13 protein-coding genes are annotated in these 15754 nt (G+C 55.4%); 7 read left to right on the forward strand and 6 right to left on the reverse strand.

What is annotated here, in order from left to right; genetic code table 11:
- Positions 1 to 2: 2 nt before the first annotated feature.
- The 3 genes from CA264_RS05650 to sdaAB are packed head-to-tail and all read right to left on the reverse strand — an operon-like array spanning position 3 to position 3559.
- The gene (locus CA264_RS05650) at positions 3 to 1391 is read right to left on the reverse strand and encodes an efflux RND transporter periplasmic adaptor subunit (RefSeq protein WP_025605349.1); all 1389 of its coding nucleotides are present in this window, start codon (positions 1389 to 1391) and stop codon (positions 3 to 5) included.
- Between the two features lie 5 nt (positions 1392 to 1396).
- Positions 1397 to 2863 (reverse strand): TolC family protein, encoded by a 1467-nt coding sequence (locus tag CA264_RS05655; RefSeq protein WP_025605351.1) that lies wholly within the window; start codon positions 2861 to 2863, stop codon positions 1397 to 1399.
- An 18-nt stretch (positions 2864 to 2881) separates the two neighbouring features.
- Positions 2882 to 3559, reverse strand: coding sequence for an L-serine ammonia-lyase, iron-sulfur-dependent subunit beta (sdaAB, locus tag CA264_RS05660; protein WP_025605352.1), 678 nt, complete (start codon positions 3557 to 3559; stop codon positions 2882 to 2884).
- Between the two features lie 311 nt (positions 3560 to 3870).
- Between sdaAB and CA264_RS05665 the strand changes: the two genes are divergently transcribed.
- The 3 genes from CA264_RS05665 (at position 3871) to CA264_RS05675 (ending at position 7144) form a co-directional block, all read left to right on the forward strand.
- Positions 3871 to 4836, forward strand: a complete 966-nt coding sequence (locus tag CA264_RS05665; RefSeq protein WP_025605353.1) for a tryptophan 2,3-dioxygenase family protein — start codon at positions 3871 to 3873, stop codon at positions 4834 to 4836.
- 180 nt (positions 4837 to 5016) lie between these two features.
- Positions 5017 to 6597, forward strand: a complete 1581-nt coding sequence (locus CA264_RS05670; RefSeq protein WP_025605354.1) for an NAD(P)/FAD-dependent oxidoreductase — start codon at positions 5017 to 5019, stop codon at positions 6595 to 6597.
- A gap of 184 nt (positions 6598 to 6781) precedes the next feature.
- A complete protein-coding gene (locus CA264_RS05675; RefSeq protein WP_025605356.1) occupies positions 6782 to 7144 on the forward strand; it encodes a CoA-binding protein in 363 nt (120 codons plus the stop codon).
- A gap of 193 nt (positions 7145 to 7337) precedes the next feature.
- Here the strand turns inward: CA264_RS05675 and CA264_RS05680 are convergent, their stop codons facing one another.
- From CA264_RS05680 to CA264_RS05690, 3 genes are all read right to left on the reverse strand, one after another.
- Positions 7338 to 8162 carry an SDR family NAD(P)-dependent oxidoreductase gene (locus CA264_RS05680; RefSeq protein WP_025605358.1) on the reverse strand — a complete coding sequence of 275 codons (825 nt, stop codon included), beginning with the start codon at positions 8160 to 8162 and terminating at the stop codon, positions 7338 to 7340.
- 151 nt (positions 8163 to 8313) lie between these two features.
- A complete protein-coding gene (locus CA264_RS05685) occupies positions 8314 to 10896 on the reverse strand; it encodes an ABC transporter permease (protein ID WP_335682440.1) in 2583 nt (860 codons plus the stop codon).
- Between the two features lie 48 nt (positions 10897 to 10944).
- A complete protein-coding gene (locus CA264_RS05690) occupies positions 10945 to 11658 on the reverse strand; it encodes an ABC transporter ATP-binding protein (RefSeq protein ID WP_025605362.1) in 714 nt (237 codons plus the stop codon).
- Between the two features lie 145 nt (positions 11659 to 11803).
- Between CA264_RS05690 and CA264_RS05695 the strand changes: the two genes are divergently transcribed.
- From CA264_RS05695 to CA264_RS05710, 4 genes are all read left to right on the forward strand, one after another.
- Entirely contained in the window at positions 11804 to 12523 is a 720-nt protein-coding gene (locus CA264_RS05695) for an arylesterase (RefSeq protein ID WP_025605364.1), read from the forward strand.
- A gap of 569 nt (positions 12524 to 13092) precedes the next feature.
- A complete protein-coding gene (locus CA264_RS05700) occupies positions 13093 to 13626 on the forward strand; it encodes an RNA polymerase sigma factor (RefSeq protein WP_025605366.1) in 534 nt (177 codons plus the stop codon).
- A 16-nt stretch (positions 13627 to 13642) separates the two neighbouring features.
- A complete protein-coding gene (locus CA264_RS05705; RefSeq protein WP_025605368.1) occupies positions 13643 to 14578 on the forward strand; it encodes a hypothetical protein in 936 nt (311 codons plus the stop codon).
- 10 nt (positions 14579 to 14588) lie between these two features.
- Positions 14589 to 15707: an outer membrane beta-barrel protein gene (locus CA264_RS05710; protein WP_025605370.1), complete on the forward strand. Its 1119-nt coding sequence runs from the start codon at positions 14589 to 14591 to the stop codon at positions 15705 to 15707.
- Positions 15708 to 15754: the final 47 nt, after the last annotated feature.

Below are 15754 nucleotides of genomic sequence, written 5' to 3' on the forward strand. Positions count from 1 at the left end.
TGTTAATCTTCGTTAGTCTCTGCGGCAATCGCCTGCTTGTTTAGCGACTGCTCATCCTTCACCGCTACTTTGGCGCCGTCTTTCAATGTCTTGGACACCGCTCTGAACGGCCCGGCAACTACTTTCTGCCCAGGCTTCAGTCCGCTGATGATCTCAATGTGCTCAAAGTCGCTGATGCCTGTTTTTACCTTGGCCGTCTGCACGGTGTTGCTTGCCTCGTCATACACAAACACCACTTCCTCAACCTGTGCTGGTGCCGCTGGCTTTGCCTGCTGCTGGTCCTGCGGAGCTTCTTCCTCGTTCTCGCCTGGCTCCTCAGCGTCCGGCATATCCGTAGAGCGGGTGGTTACCGCCGACAAAGGTACAGATAATACATTTGATTTCTTGTCTGTGATGATGTCTACGGAGGCGGTCATGCCCGGGCGGAACGGCCGCGAGATGTTTTTACGCAAGTGGTCGTAAGACTGGTTCAGCAGGCGGATGCGTACCTCGAACTCGGTCACGGCTTCCAGCGTGGTGGCGTCTTTGGCTGTGTTGGCGATGGAGGTGACCACGCCTTTGAACTTTTCGTCGCGGCTGGTGTAGGAGTCAACCTCCACGATAACGGAGTCGCCCAGGGCCACGCGGATGATGTCGTTCTCGTTCACGTTAACGCGCACCTCCATGTTGTTGAGGTTGGCAATACGCATGATCTCTGTGCCGGCCATCTGCGACGTACCTACCACGCGCTCGCCCTGCTCTACGTTCAGTTTGGATACGGTGCCGCTTACCGGGGCGTAAATAGTGGTTTTGTTGAGGTTCTCGCGGGCGTCTTTCAGGGAGGCCTGGGCGTTCTGCACGTTAAACTCAGAGGCTCTCACGCTCTGGCGTGCCGACTCTACCTCTTGCTTGGTAGCCAGGTAGTTTGCCTCGATCTCCTGCCACTCAGACTGAGAGATTACTTTCTGCTCAAACAGGGGCCGGTTGCGTTTGTAGTTCTGCTCCACCTGGGCAAAATTGGCCTGCGCCTGCGCCAGTCTTGCCTTTGCCTGCGCCAGGTTCGCGCGCATGGTGTTGACAGAGGCTTGCTGCGCATCCACCATAGACTGGTAGTTGTCCGGGCGAATACGGAGCAGCAGCTGCCCTTTTACAACAGAGTCGCCCTCCTCCACATTCAGCTCAATAATCTCACCGGACACGTCCGGGCTGATCTTTACCTCCGTCTCCGGCTGCACCTTGCCCGATGCGCTTACCTTCTCAACAATATCGGCGGGCTTGGCCGCTGCGAGTACTACCTCTGTGCCTTCTTCCTGGCCTATCCAGCCTTGTTTTTTGGCGACGACAATAACGATCAGCAACAGCACCAGTACACCGATCAGGATAGGGATAAGCCTTGATTTTTTCTTAGCCATAGTTTTTAGAAAGAAATGTCTTTTCCTTGGTAAAAGTCCAGAACTTTAAGTTTGAAGATATAATCGTACTTGGCCTGCAACAGGTCAGACTGTGCGCGGCGGTAGTCGTTCGAGATCACGTTGAAATCCGTAGAGTTGATGATGCCGGCGTTCAGGCGCAGCTCAGCGTTTCGGTAGCTTCTTTCCAGAGACTCCACCTGGCGGCGGCTGGCAACGTAGCTGCGCAGGGCAGCCTGTGCGTCGGCGGCGGCCTGTTCTATGTTCTGGCGTAGCTGGTTGCGCTGCAGCTCGGCATTCAGCTGGGCCGTCTCACGGGTTAGTTTTGCCCGCTCTACAGCACTGCGGGCCTGCAGGCCGTTAAAAACCGGGATAGAGAGCGAGAAGGCGATAGACTTACCGTAGTTCTCGTCAATCTGGTCCCAGAAAGGCGTTTCTGTTACTGTGGTCACTGTTCTGGGAACGTAAACAGATACCGGCACGGTGCCGTCCGGGTTTTGGAAGCCAATGTCCTGCCGGATGTACTCTCCTTCCACTGCATCGTTGCTGAAAAGGGAGCGGGAGCTGGAGTAGCCAGTGAAAAGCGAGCCGTTTAAAGACAGGCGCGGATAGTAGGCGCCCCTGGCAATGCCCACCCCTGTTTCGGCGCTCTGTATGCGCAGGTCGGCTGCTTTAATCTCCGGCAGTGTCTGTACGGCCACGTCATACACCTGGTCGGGAGACACAATGGTGATGTTCGTGTCCGGGGCCGGCACCTCCGGCACTACAATCTCAAACGACTCGGGGTTGTCGAGGTCCAGCAGCTGAATCAGGTTGAGGCGTGATATCTCGATTTGATTCTGCGCGTTGATCAGGTTCAGCTCATCGGAGGCCAGCTGCGACTCCAGCTCCAGCACGTTGGTTTCGGCCACGCTGCCTGCCTCAAACAGAATGCGCGTGCGGTCTAACTGCTGCTGTGTGCTCGCCTGCTGCAGCTCAGCCGTTTTTACGACCTCATTGGCAAACAGGATGTTGAGGTAAGAGGTGAGTATCTGTAGCGTGATGTCGTTTTGGGTGGAGAGCACGTCATTGGCGGTGGCCTCTACCAGGATCTCGTTCTGCTTTACCTGCTTCTGTAGCTGCAGCCCCTGGAAGAGCGGCACTGCGGCTGTGGCAGAAAAGTTGTTGGATCTGATCTGCTGGTTTTGAAACTCGTTGGTCAGCGGGTCGATGGAGGTTCCGTAGTTGTAGCTGTGGGAAGCGCCGCCGTTCAAGCTGGGCAGCCGGGTAAACTTCGACTGCCTCAGGTTTACATCCGCCCCCTGCTTGTCTATCAAAGCTTGCCGCACCTGCAGGTTGTGCAGCTTGGCATACTCCACGGCCTCCTGCAGTGTCCAGACCCCGTCTGCGCCCGGGTCCTGCTGCGCCGTTGCAGCCGAAGCACCTGCCAGCGAAAGCCCCAGGGCCAGCAATAAGCTTTTTGATGTTTTTTTCATAGTAACTATAAATAGCTGTTATAGATCGATGTTCGGGATGTAGATCACGTGCTTCACCCAGTCCAGCTGCTTCAGGTACTCCAGCGTGATCGGCTTAATGCCGGAGTCCATTTCGATGAACTGCCGGGCCTGCTCGTTACGGCCTTTGCGCGACACGTTCATGGTGGCGATATTGCAGTCGTCGTGGGCCAGTACGGACGCGATAAAGGCGATGCTGCCTTTCACATCGGCCGCATCAATAATGAGGGTGTGCAGGGTGGCGGAAAAGCTGGACGAGAAACCGTCTACCTCCGAAATGTTGATCACGCCCCCGCCCCGGCTCTGCCCGATCACCTCCACCTCGCGGTCGTTGGCTTTCAGGTTGAGCTTGATGGTGTTAGGGTGCATGGTGGAGGCATTGCCTACCGATCGGAAAGTATACTTCAGGCCCCGCTCCTTTGCATGGTCAAACGCCTCCTTGATGCGCTTGTCGTCGGTCTTAAAATCGAGCAGGCCGGCGATAATGGCGCGGTCACTGCCGTGGCCCTCATAGGTGCGGGCAAACGAGTTGTAAAAGGTAATGGTCGCTTCCTCAGGTGCTGCACCCAGAATCCGGATGGCAGCTCTGGCAATCCGTACCACCCCAGCCGTGTGTGAGCTGGATGGCCCTATCATCACAGGCCCAATCATATCGAAAACGCTGCTTTTCTCAGCCATACTTTGTAATATCGTAAAAATCAAATTTAGTAATTCTGTAGCAGTATAGCGCTATTTTGGGGTTAATTTAGCTTTATTTCTACAAACCTGCGCTTTCCATCTACAAAATATGCCCTGGCCTCCATCAAGCAGGCATCGTGGTAGCGTGATTTTATCCTTTGCTGTTACAGCGGCCTCCGCTGCACCCGCACGAGGGCAGTGCAGATCAATGAAAACCCGCAAACGCGGCACAGATTGGCCCGCGTGGTTTATGCCATCAACTATTTTCGTAATTTGCGCCCATTATCCACCACCTAAACCACTCTCTTGGTATGAAGCATGCGTTTAAACCCGAAGTGCTGGAGCAGCTACAGCGGCTGGAAGAAAAATATGTGCCCCTGGGGCAGGATTTGGCTGCTTACCTGGAAGGGCTTTTCCACACGAACTTCCTCACGTACTGGGACTACATTCACCTGGACACGCTGCTGAGCCTGCAAAACCCGCGCACCAACATCCCGGACGAGAAGATCTTTATCATGTATCATCAGATCACGGAGCTGTACTTTAAGCTTTGCCTGGAGGAGTTTAGGCAGATTGGTGAGGATAAGGAGATTACGGTTGAGGTGCTCATGCGTCGCTTAAAGCGAATCAACCGCTATTTCGATAACCTGATCAACTCTTTTGATGTGATGGTGGACGGCATGGACCCCAAGCAGTTTCTGCAGTTCCGGATGGCCCTGATGCCTGCCAGCGGCTTTCAGTCGGTGCAGTACCGCATGATTGAGATTGCCTCTACAGACCTGCGCAACCTGGTGGATAAGGCCAAGCGCGCGGCCCTGGGGCTGGAGAGCACGCAGGAAGAGATGATTGGCTGTATTTACTGGAAAGAGGGCGCCACCGAAGTGGCCTCCGGCGCCAAAACCCTGACGCTGCTTCAGTTCGAGGAAAAATACACCGGCCAGCTTATTGCGTTTGCAAAGGAATACGCAGACAAGAATGTATGGCATGTGTACAAACGCCTGCCGGAGGAAGACCAGCAAAACCCGAAGCTGATAGAGGCCCTGCGCGCCCTGGACAGCAACGTAAACGTAAACTGGCCCCTGATGCACTACAAGTCGGCGGTGCGCTACCTGCAACGGGACCCGGAGGTGATTGCCGCTACCGGCGGTACCAACTGGCAGAAGTACCTGCCGCCGCGTTTCCAGAAGCGTGTTTTCTACCCCGAGCTGTGGCGTGAGCAGGAGCTGGAAGAATGGGGCAAAGGCTGGGTCGACAAAGTGCTGAACGGCGATTTGTAGAGGCGCGCCGGTGCCCTGTTTCTACACGGTGACAATTGCCTTATGATGTGCAGTGGGCGCTGTCATGCTGTAAACCTGAATTTTATACTTCCCGATTGAATTTGCTGCACGCCTGCCGTGTTAGCAGAACAGATAACATCGTAACGAAGAGTTTAAGGTTAGCTACCTTACCTATTGTAAATGAGAAAGAAAGAATTAGACCTGGTGCTTCCGCCAGAGCTGGCGTTTGATGCCCAGCAATTAGATACGGAGCTGTTGAAAAGGGCGCAGGTGCAACCGGAAGATGTGAAGTTCCTGCACCGCGTGAAGCGCTCCATCGATGCCCGCGGGCGTTCTGTGCAAGTGCGCGTGCGGGCCGATGTTTACCTCGACACCCCTCCTGCAGATCTTATCTCCCCTACCTATACGTACCCCGACGTAAGCAAGGGCAAGCCTGTGGTTATCGTGGGCGCCGGGCCGGCAGGCCTTTTCGCCGCCTTGCGATGCATTGAGCTGGGGCTGAAGCCGGTGGTGCTGGAGCGCGGCAAAGATGTTCGCAGCCGCCGCCGCGACCTCGCGGCCATCAACAAAGAGCACACGGTAAACCCAGACTCTAACTATTGCTTTGGCGAGGGCGGCGCAGGTACCTATTCCGACGGAAAGCTGTATACCCGCTCTAAAAAGCGTGGCGACCTGATGCGTATCCTGCAGATATTTGTGCAGCATGGCGCCACGCCGGATATCCTTTTCGATGCCCACCCGCATATCGGCACAAACAAACTGCCTAAAATCATAGAGGCCATTCGCGAAACGGTGCGAAACGCCGGTGGCGAGGTGCTCTTTGACAAGCGCGTGTCTGACTTTATTGTGGAGCAGGGAGAGATGCGCGGCGTGGTAACGCAGGACGGACAGGCGTATACCGGGGAGTCGGTTATACTTGCCACCGGCCACAGCGCCCGCGATATTTTTGAGCTGCTGCATAAGCGGGAGATTACCGTAGAGGCCAAGCCCTTTGCCATGGGGGTGCGCGTGGAGCATCAGCAAAGCCTGATCGACAGTATACAGTACAAATGCGAAGACCGCGGCCCTTACCTGCCCGCCTCTTCTTACGCCTTGGTGCAGCAAACACACTATAAGAACAGGCAGCGGGGGATCTTTTCCTTCTGCATGTGCCCGGGGGGCTTTATCGTGCCCTCCGCTACGGCCCCTGGCGAGGTGGTGGTAAACGGTATGTCGCCGAGCCGCCGCGATTCACGCTTCTCTAACTCGGGAATAGTGGTGGCCATTGAGCTGGAGGATATGGACCTGAAGAAGCACGGGGCGCTGGCAGGCCTGCGGATGCAGCAGGCGCTGGAGCAGCGCGCCTGCCAGATGGCTGGGGGCACACAGGCCGCACCGGCTCAGCTCCTGCAGGACTTTACCCGTGCTAAAACAGGCGGCCAGCTGCTGGAAACATCCTACCAGCCAGGCCTGGTGCCCGTGGACATGAATGAGCTTTTCTCTGACGAAATGGCCTACCGGATGCGGGAGGGCTTTAAGGCCTTCGGCAATAAAATGCGCGGCTACCTGACCAACAGTGCGCAGATCGTGGGTGTGGAAAGCCGTACCTCTTCCCCTGTCCGTATTCCGCGCGATCGCGAGACACTGGAGCATGTGCAGGTGAAACGCCTGTTCCCCTGCGGCGAAGGCGCCGGTTATGCCGGTGGTATCGTATCGGCGGCGATGGATGGAGAGCGCTGTGCCGAGATGGCTGCGCTAAAGGCTGGCGTACGCGCCATATAAGCTGCTCCGACCTGTAGCGGGGTCCTACATAGATTTCCCCGTAGCACCTTACAGGAGCCTTGCCCTGTAAGGTGCTCTTTTTATATGGCGGATTATACGGCATACTCCCCGTCGGCTTTCTAACTTTTTAAGGCCTGATTGGGTACAAGAAGTATACTTTGTGTTGAATTGAACCAGATCAGATATGAAAAAGACAGTTGTATTAGGCGCCTCCGATAACCCGACGCGCTATGCCTACAAAGCTTTTCACCGGCTGAAGGAGCATGGTTATGAAGTGGTGCCGGTAGGGATTAAAAATGCGGACCTGGGTGGGCAGAAGATCATCACCGACAAGTCTCAGCCTATTGAGGATGTGGATACCGTTACACTTTACGTAGGGCCGCAGAACCAGCCGGTTTGGTATGACTATATCTTAAACCTGAAGCCGAAGAGGATCATCTTTAACCCCGGCACCGAGAACCGGGAGCTGGAGCAAATGGCGCAGGACGCGAATATCGAAACGCTGCACCACTGCACGTTGGTTATGCTGGCCTCCAGTAGTTATTAGCAGTAAAAAAACGTTTTGCAGCGATCAACCTGCAAGAGCGTAAACCGTATAGGAAAGTATAAAGAGCAGATGGCATTAGTTGTCTATGCTTTAAATAAGAAGGGGCCTCTGCAAAGGCCCCTTCTTTGTTTTTATCGCTGTTGTTAAAGTTGTTTTTTAGCAGCGATGTTTTACCTGCTTTTGCAGCAGCATCTTATGTGTCGATGTGGTTGGTGTCTTCTCCTGACTCCTCCTCCATCATGTGGCGCATAGTGGAGGCGAGCTTTGTGTCGGGGATGATGTTGGTACTTGCTGTCTGCATTTTATTCATGATGCCGGAAACAATGCGTGTCTCGCCGCTCATGAGGGCCTCGTACCCATCTTTTGCCACCTCTGCCGGTTCCGAAAGGATTCCGTTGGCCGCGCGGGAGTGCGCAGCGCCAGCACGGCGGAAAAACATGGTGTTGCTGGCTCCCGGGCACAGGGCGGTAACGGTAATGCCGGTGTCTTTCAACTCATTGGACAGCGCCTCGGAAAAGGAAAGTAAAAAAGCCTTCGTTGCTCCGTACACGGCCATGAGCGGCGAGGGCATAAAGGAGGCGACGGAGCCGAGGTTCAGTATCTTACCCGAGTTGCGACGCTTCATGTCGTGCAGAAAGAGCTTGGTTAGCTCTACCGGAGTGGTGATGTTAAGCTGGATGATGGCTTTTTCGCGCTCCAGGTCTGTTTCGAAGAAAAAGCCATGGATACCCGCCCCGGCGTTGTTTACCAGCACATCCACATCAATGCCCTGCTGCCTTACCTCCCGGTAAATCTCCTGCGGTGCCTCCGGCCGCGTCAGGTCAGCCGTAATAACACAGACCTTTTGCAGCTGGTGCTCATCCTGCAGCTGATAGCCCAGCTTTTTCATTCTTTCGGTGCTGCGGGCCACCAGTATAAGGTTATAGCCGTCTTTGGCAAACAACCGGGCAAATTCCATCCCAAAGCCGTTGGAGGCTCCGGTTATCAGTACTGTTTTTCCTTTGTTTTCGTCTTTCATAGCGTTCATGGTGTTTTTGTTGAGCTGCTTTGCTGCAGTTGGTCTTTCATTGTACCAGTAACGCTACCTTTTAGTTACTCCGCAAAGTATACAGGCGGCTTTGTTTGCCGCGCTTTTCTGCCATCCGGGGCGCTGCCACTAACAGCAAGGTTTAAGCCGCCTCCCGGCGCAACACCTCCAGCGGCGGGCGGTTTAGGATGCCGCGGCTGTTCAGCATGCCGATAAGCATCGTCAGGCCTGTGATTGCCAGGAACACGGGCAGCAGCGGGGTAAGGTCCGGCACAAAGGCGACCTCAAAGCTAAACACTGCCAGTGCCCAGCTGGCCCCTACGGCAAGTATAACACCCGTGCCGGCAGCCAGCGCGCCTAACAACAGGTATTCAAAGGCATTTATACTTAGGATCTGCTTACGGCTTGCCCCCAGCGTCCGTAGCAGCACACTCTCCTGCACCCGCTGGTACTTGCTGTTGTTGATCGAGCCGATCAGCACCAGTAAGCCGGTGCTGATGCTGAACAGGGCCATAAAGCGGATGACAAAGGAAATCTTGCCCAGGATATCGTCGAGGGTTTCGAGGATTAGCCCCAGGTCGATGGCCGATACATTCGGGAACTGCCGTACCAGTGTCTGCTGGAAGCTGGCGGACTGCTCATCGCTCTGGGTGCGGGTCATGAGCACATGGAACTGCGGCGCCTCCTCCAGTACCCCTTTCGGAAACACCACCAGAAAGTTGCTCTGCACCCGGTTCCACTCTACCTCCCGCAGGTTGGCCACCACGGTAGGCACCAAGGCGCCCTGCACATTGAAGATCATGGTGTCGCCAAGTTCCACTTTAAGCCTTTCTGCATAACGGTCTTCGACAGAGATGGGTATGGGAGCATTCGGGTCCGATACCTGCCCCTGCCACTCCCCTGCCACACTGGTTTCTGAGTTGATGAGCGAATCGCGGTAAGTAACGCGGTACTCGCGCGTAAAAGCCCAGTCCGGGATCTCCAGGGTAGTGTCTTTGCGCACATCGGCGGCAGTGAGGCCGTTCATTTCCTCCAGGCGCATGGTTACAACGGGTACGTACTGCAGCACCGGTAGCCCCTGCTGCCGGGCCAGCTGCGCCACGTCCTCCTTCTGCGCGTTCTGGATGTCGAACAGCACGAGGTTGGGTTGGTTCTCGCTTCCGGCAAACGCCACTTCGCTCAGCAGGATGCGCTGCATCAGGAAAAGCGTGGCGATCAGGGCTGTGCCGAGTCCGATGGAAACGGTAAGCAGCAGCGTCTGGTTGTTAGGCCGGTACAGGTTGGCCAGGCTCTGGCGCCATACATAGCCCCAGCTCACCGGGAAAAAGCGCTTCACCAGCCACATCATCAGCCGGGCAATCAGGGCCAGCACGAGGAAGGACACAAAAACACCGGCTGTGAACGACAGTGCCTGCAGCCAGGTGCCCAGCTGGAAATAGGAGAAAATGAAAATAAAGGCAACAATCAGGAAATATACTCCCCAGCGCACCTTGTCGGGGCCCGAGGAAACATGCTCAATGCCTGCCCGCAGCGTGATAAGCGGTGATACATTGCGCACAGAAAGCAGCGGCAAGAGCGCAAAAAGCACTGAAATGATCACGCCAATGGCTATGCCCTGCCCTATAGCCGACCACGAAACGGCCACGGTGACCTCTACTGGCAGGAAAGACTGGAAAAGCTGCGGCAAGTACAGCTGAATTAAGCTGCCCAGCACAGCGCCTACCACAGAGCCGATCAGGCCCATGGCTATCACCTGGAACAGGTAGATCAGGAAGGCCTGCCTGCCGCTCACGCCCAGGCAGCGCAGCACGCCGATGGTGGCCAGCTTCTCTCGGATGTACACATGCACGGCGCTCGCCACGCCCACACAGCCAAGCAGCAGGGCAACAAAGCCCACCAACGCCAGGAAACGCGCCAGATCTTCATAGGCCTTGCCGGTGCTCTCTTTTCTGCTTTCGATGGTGTCGTAGCCAAAGCCAGCCTCCTCCAGCCGCGGCTCCAGCTTTTTTACCAACTTATCGGCGTCGGTGCTTTCGGGGAGTTTGTAGTAATGGTAGTAGCTAATGCGACTGCCCCGCTGCAGCAGACCCGTTTCGTCCAGGTAGCGCCGCGGGATGTACACAGCCGGGGCAATGGTCGCCGTCATGGCAGACTGGCCCGGTATTTTATGCAGCGCCCCGGCAATTTCGAAGGTCTGGTTGCCGATCTTGATCGAGTCTCCGGGTTTCGTGTTATACTGCAGCAGCAACGTCTGGTCTACCAGCGCTTGCCTGCCGTCCTCCCGGAAGGATTTGCTTGCGCTGGCCGGTTCCGTTTCGATGGCCCCGTAATAGGGGAAGCCTCCCCTTTCGAGCGCGCGCACCTGTACCAACCTGGTGCCGCCCGATGCCTCGAACACAACCATCGAGACGAAGCGTACCTCATCGGAGCGGTCGCCGCCCACGCCGATAGAATCCAGCAGCTGTTGCATCTCGGGCTCTATCTCCTTGTTGGAGGCAATTACCAGGTCAGCTCCGATCAGGGACTTCGCCTGCTTGTCGATATCGGTGCGCAGGTTATCAGAAAAGGAATTGATGGCCACCAGCGCTGCAATGCCCAGCACAATAGAGGAAATAAACAGCGCCAGCCTTCCACGGTTGCGCCTGCTGTCGCGCCAGGCCATCTTCAGAAGCCAGCGCAGGTTCAGGGAGCGTTTATTGTTTATATGGATGATGGTGTCGGACACAGATAAATCTTAAGTGACAGAATAATTGAATGCGATAAGCGGGCGCTTTTACTGTTCTTCCCCGCGCAGCGGCACGGTAGCGGTCGTGCTCGTGTCTGAAACCACGGTTCCCCCTTTGATGCGGATGATGCGGTCGGTTTTCCCGGCCAGCTCCAGGTCGTGGGTTACCAGCACAAGTGTGGTGCCCGCCTCCCGGTTCAGGTCAAAGAGCAGCCGCTCTACTTTGTCGCCGGTTTCCTCATCCAGGTTTCCGGTGGGCTCATCGGCAAAAAGTATAGCCGGTTTGTTGGAGAAAGCCCTGGCCAGCGACACCCGCTGCTGTTCCCCTCCGGAGAGCTGCGTCGGGTAGTGGTCGTGGCGCTCTGCCAACCCTACCCGGCCCAGCAGCTCCATGGCCTGCTGCTGCACATGGCGTTCGCCGCGCAGCTCCATCGGCACCATCACGTTCTCCAGCGCGGTGAGGGTCGGGATGAGTTGAAAGTTCTGAAAAATAAAGCCAACGTACTGGTTTCGTACCTGTGCCCGCTCGTCCTCTGACAGACTGTCCAGCCGAACCCCGTTTAGAATGACAGAGCCGGAAGAGGCCCTGTCGAGGCCTGCGCAGAGGCCCAGCAGGGTGGTCTTGCCGCTGCCCGAAGGCCCCACAATGGAGCACACGTCGCCGGCCTGTAGCGAAAAATTTATACCTTGCAGCACGGTCAGGTGACGGTCGCCGCTGTTATACGTCTTTTTAAGGTCTTGTATCTCGAGTATGGTTGACACGCTTTTGTCTTGGGTTTAGTAATGGGTGGATTTTAGGCACCGGTTGCCGCTTTGGGGCGAGGGTGCATCTTTCCGAACAAAATAACTCTTACGGCACGTTATAGGTTTAGAGTTGACGCCGTTTAAATTTAGAAAAATAAAGCTAATGAAGATAAAGAATCTATACTTTGCCTATGCTTTTACAGCGCTGGCGGCCCTCTACGGCTGTGGCGATGTGGAAACGACGAACCAGGTCGAGGAGCCGTCTTCTGCCAGGGCCGCGGCGCAGGAAGGGGAAAAGCCAGCCGCCGCCGCGGAAACCAAAACGGTACTGTTCTTTGGCAACAGCCTGACGGCCGGCTATGGGCTGGAGACGGACCAGGCCTTCCCGGCCCTGATACAGGAGCGAATCGACTCGCTGGACCTGCCCTACAAGGTAATAAACGCCGGTGTGAGCGGTGAGACCACCGCCGGAGGGAAAAGCCGCATCGACTGGCTGCTAAAGCAACCCGTGGATGTTTTTGTGCTGGAGCTGGGGGCAAATGACGGCCTGCGCGGCATCGATCCGGCACAAACCTACACCAACCTGAAAGCCATTATTGAAAAGGTGCGGGCCAAGAACCCGGATGTGAAGGTGGTGTTGGCAGGCATGCAGATTCCGCCGAGCATGGGCCAGCAGTATGCCGAGGAGTTCAGAGGTGTTTTCACCCGAATTGCCGAAGAGGAGAACGTGGCGCTGATCCCCTTCTTGCTGGAAGGCGTGGCCGGAATCCCGAAGCTTAACCAGGCTGACGGGATACACCCCACGGTGGAAGGGCAGAAAATAGTTGCCGACAATGTATGGGAGGTACTTGCGCCGGCACTGCAGCAGGATGCTGAGGCATAGGTTTTCTCTACACCGGCCAGAAAAAAACAAAAATTTTTAGTGTAAGCATAACCTTTGAAACACAGTGGCGTAATAGAGTATGGCTAAAAGTTGAAAATTTGATTTTCGAAAAGAAAGGGCTCCTCTTGTAGGAGCCCTTTCTTTTTACAGCACACCGCTCCTTTCTGCTACTGCAGCAGCCTGCTCTTCCCTCCTTTCGTACCACATTTTTCCCTTTTAAGTGGTTATATTCTGATGGTTTAAGTTGTAGGCGATGACTTTAAGCTGTCCTTCTCTTAGCGGCCTCCTGTGCTTAACAAAACCTGCAAACCCAGGTATGCCGCGGTATTTCCAAGCCATACCCACACTCTTTCTGGTTGCATTAGCTATCATCCACGATAAAATTGTAGCTTTTTTATAGTTGGTGTTCAGCTATTTATAGCTGGAGGGTTTGTGATGACGAAAAAAAGTTTAAAATTTAAAGCTCCTCAGGCAACCACACCACGGGTACCCTGCATCTAAGGGGTAAAGAGCAACATAAGCTCCAGGCACAAAACGGGAAGATCGATATAGCATAAACTTTTACCAGCGTGACAGAAGCAGAACTGATAGCAGGATGCCAGCAGGCAGACGCAAAGGCGCAAAAGCTCTTGTATGAGCGTTTCGCTTCGCAGATGTACGGCGTGTGCCTGCGCTATCTTAAAAACCAGATGGATGCGGAAGAAGCGTTGCTGAACGGTTTTATGAAGATTTACCAAAACATAGGCGGTTTTGAAGCGAAAGGCAGCTTTGAGGGCTGGGTTCGCCGCATTATGGTGAACGAGGCGCTGGCTTTCCTGCGAAAGAAGGAGCCGCTGTACATGGGCATCGAAGACAACCATGTGCAGGTGGCCGGCCCCGGCAGCGCAGACCAGGATCTGGCCGAGGGAGAGCTGCTGGAGCTGCTAAGGACGCTGCCAGCCGGCTACAGGGCCGTTTTTAACCTATATGCGATAGAAGGGTATGCACACAAAGAAATTGCCGATATGCTCGGGATAACCGAGGGTACGTCAAAATCGCAGTTGAGCAAGGCGCGCACGATGCTGCAGCGCCGGCTCGAAGGACAAAGTGCTATTGCCGTTTAACGAGGAGGAAAAGAACATGAAACCAGAAGACATAGACAACTTATTTAAGGAGCGCCTGGGGAACAGCGCTCCCACACCTCCCGCAGATATGTGGGCTCGCCTGCAGGGGCGCATGCAGTCCGAAGCGGCAGCGGAGGAGACACCGGTTGCCCTGCCGCAGGAGGCAGAGCAGAAAACCGGCAAGCAACGCTATATGTGGATGTACTCCTCGGTGGCTGCTACGCTTTCCCTGCTGCTAACTGTGGGGGTGGTGTTTTACAACATTAACACCGGCACGCCGGAGATAAGCGAGACCCTGACCAAGCACGACGTAAGGCAGCCACAGGAGCTGCCGGTAGCCAGGCCCGAAGTAGCGCCTGCCCCGGAGGCGGTGGAGCCAGCGGGTGCCATGGCGCTGCAGGAGACTGCCGCAGCGCAGGAAAGCGAAAAAAATGTGCCGGCCCAGGCAACCGCCACCCAGCCAACAGCATCTAACACAACAAAGGCACCCGAACAACGGAAGGCCATCGCCCAGGCAACTACTACTCCTAAAGCTGTACAGCAACAAAGCCTGGTGGAGCCGACCGTTGAGAAAGTGACCGAGGCGGATGCGCAGCCGGCCATCGCAGCCAACACCCAGCCAGCCAGGACAGCGTCTACCGTGCCAGCCACTGCGACAGATGCGGCCGCACCCTCTGCCCTGGCGACTGCCAAGGCCGACGCCAACATGAATGCCGAGCCTGTGGAGATCATCATCAAGCGTTCTTTTGCCTCGCCAGCGGCCGCGGCCGAGAGCAACCCGCAGGAGGATGTCCGCAAGAAAGGTGCACTGGCCAAAAACATCTTTAAGCAGGTGCGCAACCTTGCTGCCGGCGAAGGTGTGGAATTGTCGGAATTAGGCATCCGAGCCGATCGGGTGGCCCTGGAAACCCGAATCGGCAAACAGAAAATCTCAAAAGTGATCAATCTTTAAACTCAAAAACATGAAACGAATACTGCTACTCGTAATGGCCATTGTCATGGCCGCCGCTACCGGTGTGTCTGCCAAAGGCGGATCTACCCTGCAACAACGCCTCGGCTCCCCTGACCAGGACACCATTGTGGTGAAAATGGCAAACGGTGCAAAAATGATCCTGCATCTGCAAAACATACAGCAGCTGCAGGCTTTCCAGAACTACAGCCTTGACTCGCTGATGCGGGAGCTTAACAAGTACGTGGAGCGCGTGGACAACATGGAAAACTCGAACCAGGAGTCTAAAGAAATGACAGTTACCTTCAACAAAGCCAAGGCAGAGGACGGCAAGGAGGAACAGGTGACCATCACCGTGCAGGAAGAAGACCCGCAGACGGGCGGGGTAACCAAGGAAACACACGAGGTGGTGATCAACAAAAGCTTTAAGATTAAGGTGGATGTGGAGGAAGACGGGGAAAACACCCGCGTAAACGTGGACATGCCCAGCAAGCAGGAGCGCGACAGCATCCGCCATGTGAAGGAAATCGAGGACTACAAATCTACCCGCTGGGGTTTTGACATTGACCTGGGCTTCAACACCTTTACCGATATCGACAACACGCCGGACCTGAAAGCCTGGGGCTCGCGGTACGTAAGCCTGAACTGGCGCCTTCGGTCGCAGATCGGCGGCCGCACCAGCCCATTCTACCTCTTGTCCGGCCTGGAGTTCGCCTTTAACAACTACATGTTCGAAGACGATATTATCGTGCGTGATGTAGACGGCGTAACGGTTTTCGAGGAGGCGGAAGAGCTTAGTTTCGAAAAGTCAAAGCTCACCCACTCCTCTGTTAACGTGCCGCTGATGGCCCTGCTGGAGTTTAAGCGCGAAAACGGGAAAGACGGCTTTACCATCGGCGCAGGCCCCTTTGTTGGCTACCGCCTGGGCAGCCACTCCAAAATCAAGCTTAACGGAGACAAGGAGAAAGACCGTGACAGCTTTAACCTGAGCGACATGCAGTACGGTGCCGAAGGCGTGATCGGGTACGGCGGTGTAACGCTCTTTGGCAAGTATAACATGAACGACCTGTTTAAAGACAACCGCGGCCCCGAAACAAGTGTGGTCAGCTTTGGCCTGCGCCTGTTCCTGTAAGTATAAAAAGCGTTTGATTGTGATAAGGTGAAACAGAAAGAGGAGCC

The sequence above is a fragment of the Pontibacter actiniarum genome (assembly GCF_003585765.1).
GTDB lineage: Bacteria > Bacteroidota > Bacteroidia > Cytophagales > Hymenobacteraceae > Pontibacter > Pontibacter actiniarum.

Coding starts and splice junctions, on each gene's coding strand:
- CA264_RS05650 (WP_025605349.1), bottom strand. CDS start 1,391: ATGGCTAAGAAAAAATCAAGGCTTATCCCTATCCTGATCGGTGTACTG.
- CA264_RS05655 (WP_025605351.1), bottom strand. CDS start 2,863: ATGAAAAAAACATCAAAAAGCTTATTGCTGGCCCTGGGGCTTTCGCTG.
- sdaAB (WP_025605352.1), bottom strand. CDS start 3,559: ATGGCTGAGAAAAGCAGCGTTTTCGATATGATTGGGCCTGTGATGATA.
- CA264_RS05665 (WP_025605353.1), top strand. CDS start 3,871: ATGAAGCATGCGTTTAAACCCGAAGTGCTGGAGCAGCTACAGCGGCTG.
- CA264_RS05670 (WP_025605354.1), top strand. CDS start 5,017: ATGAGAAAGAAAGAATTAGACCTGGTGCTTCCGCCAGAGCTGGCGTTT.
- CA264_RS05675 (WP_025605356.1), top strand. CDS start 6,782: ATGAAAAAGACAGTTGTATTAGGCGCCTCCGATAACCCGACGCGCTAT.
- CA264_RS05680 (WP_025605358.1), bottom strand. CDS start 8,162: ATGAAAGACGAAAACAAAGGAAAAACAGTACTGATAACCGGAGCCTCC.
- CA264_RS05695 (WP_025605364.1), top strand. CDS start 11,804: ATGAAGATAAAGAATCTATACTTTGCCTATGCTTTTACAGCGCTGGCG.
- CA264_RS05705 (WP_025605368.1), top strand. CDS start 13,643: ATGAAACCAGAAGACATAGACAACTTATTTAAGGAGCGCCTGGGGAAC.
- CA264_RS05710 (WP_025605370.1), top strand. CDS start 14,589: ATGAAACGAATACTGCTACTCGTAATGGCCATTGTCATGGCCGCCGCT.